Genomic DNA, 11,183 nt, shown 5'->3' with positions numbered 1-11,183 from the left:
ACGCGCCCCTCGCACCCGCGAGGGGCGCGTTCCCTCTGACGAAACGAGCTGTGCGACATGGAACCTGAGGACGGGCAGTACTCCTACCTCGCCTGGGTGGACTGGGGGTCTTCGTCCGCCGAGCCCGACGCGGTCATCCGGACCTGGACGAGCCCGCAGGGTTACGACCTGGAGGAGCGGTACATCACCGAGTCCGGCTGGATGCGCAGCCGCGTTCGCGAGGAGCTGGACCGGGGACGCCGGGACGGGCGGCTGGACCCCATCGACAAGGCCACCGCCGATCAGATCGTCGAGCGCTGGGAACAGCGGCGCGCCGGCCAGGCCTGATCAGCGGAAGTCCCGCGACCGCGAGGGGATGCGCAGGTCGAGGTGCTGGAGCCGGTCGGCCAGCAGGCTGACCACCCCCTCCGCCGACTCGACGGTCCCCCGCACCAGCATCGCCCCGCTGCTGCGCGCGATCCGGCGGTAGCGGGCCCACAGGCCCGGCGAGCACACCACGTTCACCATGCCGGTCTCGTCCTCGATGTTGAGGAACGTGACGCCGCCCGCGGTCGCGGGGCGTTGGCGGTGGGTGACCGCGCCGCCGATCAGGACGCGGGTGCCGGACTCGACGCCGGCGAGCGCGGCGGTGGGCAGGGCGCCCATCGCGTCCAGGGTGGACCGGACGAACTGGGTTGGGAAGCTGTCCGGGGACAGGCCGGTGGCCCAGACGTCGGCCACGGCCAGCTCCACCTCGTCCATGCCGGGCAACGCGGGTGCGTCGACACCGGTCGTGGTTCCCGGCAGGCGGTCGGGGCGGATCGCGGCCACCGCTCCGGCTGCCCACAGGGCCTCGCGGCGTTCCAGGCCGAAGCACGCGAACGCGCCCGCGGTGGCGAGGGCCTCCACCTGGGCGGTGGTGAGCTGCACGCGGGAGCCGAAGTCCTCCATGTCGCGGAACGGTTGTGCGGCGACGATGCGTTCGGCGTCCGACTGGCCGACGCCGCGGACCGAGGCCAGACCGGTGCGGACGGCGTTCACGCCGCCCTCGAAGGGTTCCAGCGTCGCGTGCGGCAGGGAGGCGTTGACGCACGGGCCGTGCACGGTCACGCCGTGCCTGCGGGCGTCGACCACCAGCGACTGCGGTGAGTAGAAGCCCATCGGCTGAGCGCGCAGCAGTGCGGCGCAGAAGGCGGCCGGGTAGTAGAGCTTGAACCACGCGCTCACGAACACCAGGTGCGCGAAGGACAGCGCGTGCGACTCGGGGAAGCCGAAGTTGGCGAACGCCAGCAGCTTCGCGTAGATGCGGCCCGCCAACTCCTCCCCGATGCCGTTCGCCGCGCAGCCCTCGTGGAAGCGGTCGCGCAGGCGTTCCATCCGCGCTGTCGAGCGCTTGGCACCCATCGCGCGGCGCAGCTCGTCGGCCTCCGCGGCGGTGAAACCGGCGGCGTCCACGGCGATCTGCATGAGCTGTTCCTGGAACAACGGCACGCCGTAGGTCTTGCGGAGTGCGTTCTCCAGCAACGGGTGGTCGAAGTCCCACTTCTCCTGCCCGTTGCGGCGCCGGATGTACGGGTGCACCGAGCCGCCCTGGATCGGGCCCGGCCGGATCAGCGCCACCTCGACGACCAGGTCGTAGAACTCGCGCGGTTTCAGGCGCGGCAGCGTCGCCATCTGCGCACGGCTCTCCACCTGGAAGACGCCCACGGAGTCGGCTTTCTGCAACATTTCGTAGACGCGCTGGTCATCCAGGTCCAGGTGGCCGATGTCGACCTCGACGCCCTCGTGGTCGCGCACGAGGTCGATCGCGTGGTGCAGCGCGGAGAGCATGCCCAGGCCGAGCAGGTCGAACTTCACCAGGCCGATGGACGCGCAGTCGTCCTTGTCCCACTGCAGCACCGTGCGGCCGGCCATGCGCGCCTTCTCCACCGGGCACACCTCGCTGACCGCGCGGTCGCAGATCACCATGCCGCCGGAGTGGATGCCCAGGTGGCGCGGGAAGTTCTCCAGCTGCGCGGAGAGCTCCAGCACCGGGACGGGGATGTCGCAGTCGTCGGTGGTGGTCCGCAGCGGGCCCCAGCGCTCTATCTGCTTGCTCCACGCGTCCTGCTGGCCGGGTGAGTGGCCGAGCGCGCGGGCCATGTCGCGCACGGCGGAACGGGCCCGGTAGGTGATGACGTTGGCGACCTGCGCGGCGTGCCGGCGGCCGTACTTGCGGTAGACGTGCTGGATGACCTCTTCCCTGCGGTCGGACTCGATGTCGACGTCGATGTCGGGAGGGCCGTCGCGGGCGGGGGCGAGGAAGCGTTCGAAGAGCAGGTCGAAGCGGACCGCGTCGACGTTGGTGATGCCGAGCGCGAAGCACACCGCGGAGTTCGCGGCGCTGCCCCGGCCCTGGCAGAGGATGTCGTTCTCCCTGCAGAAGCTCACGATGTCGTGCACGACGAGGAAGTAGCCGGGGAAGCCGAGCTGCTCGATGACCTTCAGCTCGTGCTCGATCTGCGCGAACGCCCGTTCCCGGTGCTCGGAGTCGGCGTACCGGCGGTGCGCGCCCTCGTGGGTGAGCCGACGCAGCCAGCTGATCTCGTCGTGACCGGCAGGCACGTCGAACGGCGGCAGCCGCGGCGCGACCAGCCTCAGGTCGAACGCGAGCTGCATGCCGAGCAGCGCCGCGTTGTGCACGGCGCCGGGGAAACGGCGGAACCGGTGCATCATCTCCTCGCCGCTGCGCAGGAACGCCGCGGGTGACGGCGGCAGCCAGCCGGCCATCTCGTCGAGGCTGCTGCGCGCCCTGACCGCGGCCATCGCGGCGGCCAGCCGGCCGCGGTCCGGTGTCGCGTAGTGCACGGCGTTCGTTGCCACGACCGGGAGTTTGAGGTGCTTGGCCATCGCGTGCAGCAGGTCGTTGCGGCGGCTGTCCTCCGGCAGGCCGTGGTCGGTGAGCTCGACGTAGACGCGTTCCGCACCGAAGAGGTCGGTGAGCCGGACCAGTTCGCGGAACGCCGCCTCCGGACCCTCCCTGGTGAGCGCGCGGCGCACGGTTCCCTTGCGGCAGCCCGTCAACGCCACGACCTCGCCCCTGGTGTCGGCCAGCAGCTGATCGAGGTCGTAGACGGGTTTTCCCTTCTCCGCGTCGTCGTGGAGGTGGCCGGTGGTGAGCGTGCGGCACAGCCGGTGGTAGCCCTCCTGCCGGCACGCCAGCAACAGCAGGTGGTCGCCCTCGGGGTCCGGTTCGCCGCCGGCGGGCCTGCTCAGGCCGACGCTCAGCTCCGCACCGAACACCGTGTGCACGCCCAGTTCCTTCGCCGCCTCGGCGAACCGCACCACTCCGTACATGCCGTCGTGGTCGGTCAGCGCGAGCGCGTCGAGCTCCAGCCGCTGCGCGGCCTCGACGAGCTCCTCCGGGTGGCTCGCGCCGTCGAGCCAGCTGAAGTTCGAGTGGCAGTGCAGCTCCGCGTACGGCACGCGCATGCGGGTGACCCGCTCGTCGGCGCGCAGCTGGAACCCCGGCGGCGCCGAGTACCGGTCGCGCCGCCGTGACCAGGCGGGACCGTCACCGCCGTCGGGCCTCTGCTCGTGCGGCTTGCCGGAGAGCGCGCGTTCCAGGTCCTTCCAGCGGACCGGCGGGTTATTCCAGCCCATCCGGTGCCCTGCGCGGCGACGGGATCAGCTGCTCCAGGCCCTCGGGGACCTCGTAGTCGTAGTCGTCGAACATCAGTCGTACACCCCTTCCAGGAACCACCTCTGGTCCCTGCGGATCAACAGGAACGCCTGGTCCTCGGTCTGCACCTGCACCCGTGCCGCCCGGTGCGCGTCCGGTGCCCACCACCGCTCGTCCACCGGCCACGGGCCCGCCCACGCGACCACGTTCCGCGTTCTGCCGTTCGCGGTGACCTGCCGCGGCCGTGCCGTGAGCTCAAGCCGTCCGGTCACACCGACCTCGCCGCCGTTCGCGTCCCTCAGCGCGGCGGGTTCGTCCCTGAGCGTGGCGGGAGCGCGGGTGAGGCGGCCGGGCCACGGGTGGTCCGGGTTGAGCGCCGGCGTCCGCTCGTCCCCCCACGGCACGAGCCTGACCCGCTCCCGCGGCCCGCGTCCGCCGTCGAGCACCGGCACCAGCACCGCGTCCGGCCCCAGCAACCCCTGCACGTGCAGCAACGCCCTGACCGCGCGTTCGTCGTCCTGCCCCCACAACCCGAGCTGCAACGCGGTGCCGTCGACGACCTCGGCGGGTTCGAGGGTGAGCGTCCGGATGCCCGACGTGAGCCGTTCGCGGGTGAGCCAGCCGTCCAGCTGCCACCGCACCCGGTCCGCGATCCCCCGCGGTGTCAACGGTTCCGCGGCCCGCCACACCCGGTGCAGCTCCTCGTCGCGCTCGGTGCGGGCGTGGATGCCGAGCCGGGTGCACGCGAGCCCGCGGTCAGCGAGGTTGGCGTGCAGCCTGGCCGCCAGCGTCCGCGCGGCGAACGCGGCCGAGTCGACCCGGTCGACCGGTTCGTCGAACGTCTCCGCGACCGCCAGCTCCGGCGCCGGCCTGCGCTTGTCGAGCGGCCGCTCCGACAACCCGCGCGCCAACCGGTGCTGCCTCGTGGCCGAGCCGCCGAACCGGGACGCCACCGCGTTCTCCGGCACGTCCGCGAACGCGCCGAGCGTCTTCAACCCGAGCCTCCTGAGCAGGTCCACGAGCCCCGGCTCCGCCAGCTCGTGCACACCGAGCGGCCGGAGGAACTCCGCGGTCCGGTGCGGCGGCACGATCACGTTGCGGTGCGCGGCCTTCGTGGCGGCGAACAGGCTGTCGGCCACCCCGACCTGCGCCTCCGTGCCGGTCCTGGCCGCGACGTGGTCGACCAGCCGCTCAGCCGCCCGCTCGGCACCGCCGAAGTACGTGATCGGCCCCCGCGCCTGCACCGCCACCACCCCCGGCTCCACCACCTCGACACCGGGAGCGAGCTCCTCGACCGCCTCCGCGACCGGCTCGAAGAACCGCGCATCCCGCTGCGGCTCGTGCTCGAACGTGACGAGCTCGGGACACATCGCCTCGGCCATCCGCCGGCGCATGGCCTTGCGGATCCCCTCGGCCCGCGCCACGGCCGAGGTGGCCACGACCTCGTTGCCGTCGACCACGACCACCGGGACGTGCGGACTGGTGCCCGTGGCGGCGCAGGCGGCGATCACGGGCCAGTCGGGGCACCAGACGACGAGCAGCCGGGTGTCCTTCACCGCGGCTCCGCTGCGCCGGAACTGTCGGTGGTGCCTGGGAGAATGGAATGTGGGGGATCCCAGGCCGAAGGGGACCCCTGCGCGAGCGTGCGCGTCCGCTCTGCCTGCTGGGCCCGCTCCGCCCTCTGGGTCCGCTGAGCCCGCGGCGCCTGCTGGGCCCGCTCCGCCTGCTGCGCCTGCTCCGCCTCCCACGCCCGCTCAGCCCCCTCCGCCTGCCGCGCCCGCTGGGCCCGCAGCTCCTGCTCCCCCTGCCGCGTCCCTTCCGCCCGCCGCACCCGCTCCCCCTGCCGCCCCCGCCGCGCAGCCAGCTCGTCCCGCTCGGCTGCCGCCCACCTGGCCACGACCGCGGCCGCGCGTTCGGCGGCAGAGCGCTTGTCCCCCAACGTGTTCACCCGCCTGGTGACCGGCTCGTCAGACCGGCCCGGACCGGCATCAGCCGGCTCGTCGGGCCGGACCGGGTCACCGGTCACCAGCGGGAGCTCGATTTCTTCCTCGCCGAACGTCAGCACCGCGGTGCGCGGGCGGCCTGCGGAGCCGCGGCCGCCGGTGCGGACGTCGATCTGCTGGCGGCGCAGGGTGCCGGCGCCGTCGTCGAGCCGGTTCCAGCGCACGGACTCCGCCGTCAGCTCCACGTCGGGAGAGGGCCAGGTGCCGAACGCGATCAGCACGGCGCGGCGTTGCCGGGCGCGGGCAGTGAGGCGGCGGGCCAGCGAAGGGGGCAGGGGGCAGCCGACGGCGACGAGGTCGAGGCCGTCCAGCAGGGCGGCGATCACCGGGCCGGGATCGGTGCCGGGGTGTGGGACGAGTGCCAGCCGCTGCACCGAGACCCCGAGCTCGGCCGCGGCCAGCACCCCCACCTGCGGCAGGCCGACCACGGCGGCCCAACAGCCGTCCGCGGTCGCACCCGCCAGCAGGGCGAGCAGCAACGATGTCGACCCGCCCACCGACACCGTGCTGCCACGCCGCAAGCCGCCCCACGGCAGCAGGTCCGCCAGTTCCCCGCGAACCGGCAGCACCCGCCCCGTGGTCTGGTCGGCGGAAGAGCGGGTCAGCTCGCTGGCCGGGTTCACCCCGAGCGCGGCCAACGACGCCGTTGCCGACCTCGACACTCCACCCACCTCCCGTCCTGATCGTGCGCACCCCTGTGCACGATCGCCGCGGGAAGTTCGGCGACTTGCTTATTCGAACTCTTGTTCGAACGAACGTCATGATCGTAGCGCGTCCAAGCACCCCCGTGTCAATGCTGGGGTGTCACCCTTTCGGTGGACATGCGCACACGGGTCCGGACGGTCCTCTACGGTGGCTCGAACAGCACCGCTATCTGGGGAAACAGTGAACCAACCACCTCCGCACGGCTGGCACCGGCAACCACCGCAGCAGCAGTACCGGGGTCACCCGCAGCAGCCCGGCTGGAGTCCGCCGCAACCACCCGGTAAGAGCAAGGCGCCGGTCATCATCGCCCTGTCGATCGTCGCGCTGCTGGTCCTCGGCGGCGGCATCACCGCCGCGGTCCTGTACCTCGGCGCCCACGAGGACGGCGGCTCTCCCAAGCGTGCCGACCAACTGCCCGCGGCTTGTTCGAACGTCTCCGAGGCGGCGTTGAAGAAGGCGCGCACGACCAACCCGAACGGGCTCGGCTCGTCGGAGACCGACCTGGGCAGGGGCAAGCGCACGATCTGCTCCTGGAACCAGACCGAGGGTGTCGACGGCGAAGGCCTGCGCAACACCGACGTGTACGTCACGCAGGACGCGAAGGAAGAGGACAGGGCGTACCAGGAGGCCGTGCAGATGGCCATGGCCAACACTCAGGGCACACCGCGGCAGAAGCCGATCGACGGTCTCGGTGACGAGGCCACCGCCGTGCTGATGGACGGCATGTCGGCGTTCACCGACATCTCGATCATCGCGCGCAAGGGCGACCACGTGGTCGAGGTCGACCACACCGGCTGGGACGTCGGGCTGTTCAGCCCGAAGCGCGGGGACACCGCCGAGTTCGAGGCCGCGGCCAAGGGCATCGCCGAGGAGATGCTCGCCAAGCTCTGAGACGCGAAGGGGCCGCTCCCCCAAGGGAAGCGGCCCCTCCTCACAGCACCGATCAGTGCGCGAAGTGGCGCGTTCCGGTCAGGTACAGCGTCACGCCCGCCGCCTCGGCCTTCGCGATCACCTCGGGGTCGCGGACCGAACCGCCGGGCTGCACGACCGCGCGCACACCCGCGTTCAGCAGCACCTCGAGGCCGTCCGGGAACGGGAAGAACGCGTCCGAGGCCGCCACCGCGCCCTTGGCCCGCTCACCCGCGCGCTTCACCGCGAGGTGCGACGAGTCGACCCGGTTGACCTGGCCCATGCCGACGCCGACCGTGGCACCGTTGTCCGCCAGCAGGATCGCGTTCGACTTGACCGCGCGGATCGCGCGCCACGCGAACTCCAGGTCCGCCAGCGTCTGCTCGTCGGCGGGCTTGCCGCACGCCAGCGTCCAGTTGGCGGGCGAGTCGCCGTCGGCGTCGATCGCGTCGCGCTGCTGCAGCAGCAGGCCGCCGGACACCGGGCGCATCTCCGCACCACCGCGGGCGGGTGCCTCGGCGACCAGGATGCGCACGTTCTTCTTGCGCTGCAACACCTCCACCGCACCGTCCGCATAGGACGGAGCGATGACCACCTCGGTGAAGATCTCCGAGACGAACTCGGCCATCTCCACGGTGACCTCGCGGTTGGCCGCGATGATGCCGCCGAACGCGCTGACCGGGTCGCACTCGTGCGCCTTGCGGTGCGCGTCCGCGATGCTCACGTCGGACACCGCGATGCCGCACGGGTTGGCGTGCTTGATGATCGCGACGCAGGGGCGCTCGTGGTCCCACGCGGCGCGCCACGCGGCATCGCCGTCGAGGTAGTTGTTGTACGACATCTCCTTGCCGTGCAACTGCTTCGCCGACGCGAGGCCCACACGGCCGTCGCCCTGCGCGTAGATCGCGGCGTGCTGGTGCGGGTTCTCGCCGTAGCGCAGCACGTTCGAGCGGTTCCAGGTCGCGCCGACCCAGCCGGGGAAGCCCGAACCCTCGTCGTCGGGCGCCAGGGCGTTGCCCATCCAGGACGCCACGGCCACGTCGTAGGTCGCGGTGTGCCGGAACGCGTCCGCGGCCAGGCGCTGGCGGTCGGCCAGGGTGAAGCCGCCCTCGCGCACGTTCTCCAGCACCCAGTCGTAGCGCGCGGGATCGACGACCACGGCCACGTTCGCGTGGTTCTTCGCCGACGCGCGCACCATCGCCGGGCCGCCGATGTCGATCTGCTCGACGCACTCGTCCGGCGAAGCACCGGACGCCACGGTCTGGGTGAACGGGTACAGGTTCACGACCAGCAGGTCGAACGGCGCGATGTCCATGTCGCGCAGCTGCTGCGCGTGCGTCTCCTTGCGCAGGTCCGCGAGCAGACCGGCGTGCACGCGCGGGTGCAGCGTCTTCACGCGGCCGTCGAGGCACTCGGGGAACCCGGTGACCTCCTCGACCGGCGTGACCGGCACACCGGCGGCGGCCAGCACCTTCGCGGTGCCGCCGGTCGACACGATCTCGACTCCGGCCGCGTGCAGGCCGGTGGCCAGTTCCAGCAGGCCGGCCTTGTCGGAGACACCGACCAGTGCCCGACGGACCGGTCGCCTCTCGGCGGGAGTGCTCACGGAATGCTCACCTTTCGTCCGTTCACGGTGCAGCCCTCGCGGGCCAGCCTGCCGACCGTCTCGACGAGCAGCCGGCGTTCGACGACCTTGATGCGTTCGTGCAGGGTCTCCTCGGTGTCGCCGGGTTCGACGACAACGGCCTCCTGCGCCAGGATCGGCCCGGTGTCCACGCCCGCGTCGACGAGGTGCACGGTCGACCCGGTCACGCGCACGCCGTAGTCCAGCGCGTCGCGGACGCCGTGCGCGCCGGGGAACGCCGGCAGCAGCGCGGGGTGGGTGTTGATCATCCGGCCGCCGAAGCGGGCCAGGAACTCCGGCCCGATGATCTTCATGAAGCCGGCGGACACGACCAGGTCTGGCTCGTGCGCGGCGACCGCCTCGGTCAGCGCGACGTCCCACGCGGCCCGGTCGGCGTGGTCGCGCAGCTTGACGGCGAAGTGCGGGACGCCCGCCCGTTCGGCGCGCTTGAGGCCCTCGATGTCCTCGCGGTCCGCGCCGACGGCGACCACCTCGATCGGGAGGTCGGTGGCGTCCAGCAACGCCTGCATGAGGGTTCCGGAACCGGAGACGAGCACGACGACGCGCGCCGGTGTGGGAAGCCGAAGTTCGGTGCTCAGCGTCTACTCCTGGTCTTGCAGCGGTGTTGCAGCAGCTCAGGGGCAGTTTAGGTCGTCACCGCCGCGGCTTGTCGTCCAGGTCCTCCTCCGGACCCATGCCGAGCATCTCGTCGAACTCCGCGTCGAAGTCTTCCTCTTCCACCACTTCGGGTTCGGAGCTCTTGTCCTCGTCGACGGGCTCGTCCTCGGCGACGTCGTCCTCGTACTCGTCCTCGTCCTCGTCGGCGACAGCTTCGTCGGCGACGGCCTCGTCGTCCTCGTCGTACTCGGCGTCAGCGTCGTCGTACTCGGCTTCGTCGTACTCGGCCTCGTCGTCGTAGTAGTCGTCGTCGAGGTCCTCCTCGACCTCGAACTCGTCGGCCGCCACGACCTGGAGCTGGTCGGTGAGCTCGTCGTCCTCGAAGACGACCTCCTCGTCCACGGCCTCGGCGTCCTCGACGAAGTCCGGCTCGACGAACTCGGCGTCCGCGGCCACGACCGGCTTCACCCGCGCCCCGGCGAGCCACGCGACGAGCGCTCCCGGCACCAGCACCCACAGCGCCACGAGCAGCCCGAGCAGGCCGGCGGGGATGGTGACCGGGTCGAACGCACCACCGGCGAGCCGCCCGCCCGCCGTCGCGGCGAGCACCAGGCTGCCGACGGCCGCGGTGATCGCGGCGACCAGCACCGCCCGCAGCCGCGACGTGGGCCGGTCGGACACCTTGCGGCAGGTCCACCCGACGAACGCGCCGATCAGCGGGGGCACGACGAGCACGGCCGGGCTGAGCAGGTGCTCACCCTCCGGCATCGCCGCGAGCAGCGGCACACCGGGCACCTGACCACCGGTGAACGTCAGCGGCGTGACCTCGACCAGGCCCATCGAGAAACCGGAGCCCGCGACGTAGGACAGGCCGGCGACGACGGCGTTCGGCAGGTAGCCCAGGCACAGCAGCCACACGCCGAGCCCGACACCGACCGACGGACCCGCGTCGGCGAACAGCTCCGCGGTCCTGGGCCACGAGATCGCGAGCCCGGCCGCCACCGCCAGCGCACCGGCGCTGAAGAGTGCGAACAACGCCATGAAGCCGGACCGCAGCCCCTGGAACGCCACCGGGTCGAGCTTGTCGAACACCAGCTCCACCAGGCCGCAGCGGCGGGCGACTCCGACCGTGGCAGCGACACCGGAGACCGCGGCGCAGCCGAAGAACGCGACGGCCGGCGTCGCGCGCACGAGCCCGTCGTCGCCCATCAGCAGCGCGATCATGCCGCCCACCACCGCGTGGGCGCCGGAGATGCTCAGGACCACGGAACGGGCCTGCAGCGGTTCGTAGAGGCCGAGCCGGTCGGCGGTGCCCGCGGCGGTCCTGCCGACCAGCAGCATCAGCAGCGCCGTCGGCAGCAGCGGCAGCACGCCGAGTTGACCCGCCTCGAAGCGCAGCGGCACGTGGTGCGCGGCGAGCCAGGCGGGCGCGGCGCCCGTGAGCACGCCGGCGGTGTCGAAGTCGGCGTACGTGGCGGTGGCCGTGATCAGCGCGAGCAGGGCGGCGACGGCGGCGTAGCCGACCACCACCGAACCGACGGCGGCCGCGGCGAGGACGCGCATGCGTTCGGCACGCGAGAACTCCGGCGGGCGCACCGCCGTCACCTCGCGGGTCACGTCGCGTTGCAGCACGGGCATTTCCCCACTGTGTCAGGCCGGCTGGTCCATCCGGATGAGGCTCGCC

Annotated in this window: 8 protein-coding genes; 2 read left to right on the top strand and 6 right to left on the bottom strand. The window is 72.2% G+C overall.

All coding sequences use genetic code 11. From position 1 onward, the window contains the following. Positions 1-57: 57 nt before the first annotated feature. Positions 58-327: a hypothetical protein gene (locus ACZ7CF_RS18085; RefSeq protein WP_360395884.1), complete on the top strand. Its 270-nt coding sequence runs from the start codon at positions 58-60 to the stop codon at positions 325-327. Here ACZ7CF_RS18085 and ACZ7CF_RS18080 read toward each other — a convergent pair whose 3' ends face one another. From ACZ7CF_RS18080 to ACZ7CF_RS18070, 3 genes are all read right to left on the bottom strand, one after another. After that, positions 328-3,621 (bottom strand): error-prone DNA polymerase, encoded by a 3,294-nt coding sequence (locus tag ACZ7CF_RS18080; protein ID WP_470370057.1) that lies wholly within the window; start codon positions 3,619-3,621, stop codon positions 328-330. 72 nt (positions 3,622-3,693) lie between these two features. Beyond that, positions 3,694-5,196: a DNA polymerase Y family protein gene (locus tag ACZ7CF_RS18075; protein WP_470370056.1), complete on the bottom strand. Its 1,503-nt coding sequence runs from the start codon at positions 5,194-5,196 to the stop codon at positions 3,694-3,696. Next, entirely contained in the window at positions 5,193-6,305 is a 1,113-nt protein-coding gene (locus ACZ7CF_RS18070; RefSeq protein WP_470370055.1) for a hypothetical protein, read from the bottom strand. The genes ACZ7CF_RS18075 and ACZ7CF_RS18070 overlap by 4 nt, the downstream gene beginning before the upstream one ends. Before the next feature lie 223 nt (positions 6,306-6,528). Here ACZ7CF_RS18070 and ACZ7CF_RS18065 point away from each other — a divergent pair, with 223 nt between their 5' ends. Next, on the top strand, positions 6,529-7,239 hold the full coding sequence (locus ACZ7CF_RS18065) for a hypothetical protein (protein WP_470370054.1): 711 nt from the start codon (positions 6,529-6,531) through the stop codon (positions 7,237-7,239). Positions 7,240-7,291: 52 nt separating this feature from the next. Here the strand turns inward: ACZ7CF_RS18065 and purH are convergent, their stop codons facing one another. The 3 genes from purH to ACZ7CF_RS18050 all read right to left on the bottom strand — a co-directional run bounded on the left by purH (position 7,292) and on the right by ACZ7CF_RS18050 (position 11,137). Next, the gene (gene purH, locus ACZ7CF_RS18060; protein ID WP_360395876.1) at positions 7,292-8,863 is read right to left on the bottom strand and encodes a bifunctional phosphoribosylaminoimidazolecarboxamide formyltransferase/IMP cyclohydrolase; all 1,572 of its coding nucleotides are present in this window, start codon (positions 8,861-8,863) and stop codon (positions 7,292-7,294) included. Further along, positions 8,860-9,411, bottom strand: a complete 552-nt coding sequence (gene purN, locus ACZ7CF_RS18055) for a phosphoribosylglycinamide formyltransferase (RefSeq protein WP_458430220.1) — start codon at positions 9,409-9,411, stop codon at positions 8,860-8,862. The genes purH and purN overlap by 4 nt, the downstream gene beginning before the upstream one ends. Before the next feature lie 124 nt (positions 9,412-9,535). Next, positions 9,536-11,137, bottom strand: a complete 1,602-nt coding sequence (locus tag ACZ7CF_RS18050; RefSeq protein WP_458430219.1) for a cell division protein PerM — start codon at positions 11,135-11,137, stop codon at positions 9,536-9,538. Positions 11,138-11,183: the final 46 nt, after the last annotated feature.

Source organism: Lentzea sp. NPDC036955, from assembly GCF_055608005.1.
The sequence above is the reverse complement of the archived record's forward strand: the minus strand, read 5'-3'. Positions and strand labels throughout refer to the sequence as shown.

Excerpts from the sequence above, each read along its gene's own strand:
- ACZ7CF_RS18080 (WP_470370057.1), bottom strand. The coding sequence starts at position 3,621 with ATGGGCTGGAATAACCCGCCGGTCCGCTGGAAGGACCTGGAACGCGCG.
- ACZ7CF_RS18085 (WP_360395884.1), top strand. The coding sequence starts at position 58 with ATGGAACCTGAGGACGGGCAGTACTCCTACCTCGCCTGGGTGGACTGG.
- ACZ7CF_RS18050 (WP_458430219.1), bottom strand. The coding sequence starts at position 11,137 with ATGCCCGTGCTGCAACGCGACGTGACCCGCGAGGTGACGGCGGTGCGC.
- purN (WP_458430220.1), bottom strand. The coding sequence starts at position 9,411 with ATGCAGGCGTTGCTGGACGCCACCGACCTCCCGATCGAGGTGGTCGCC.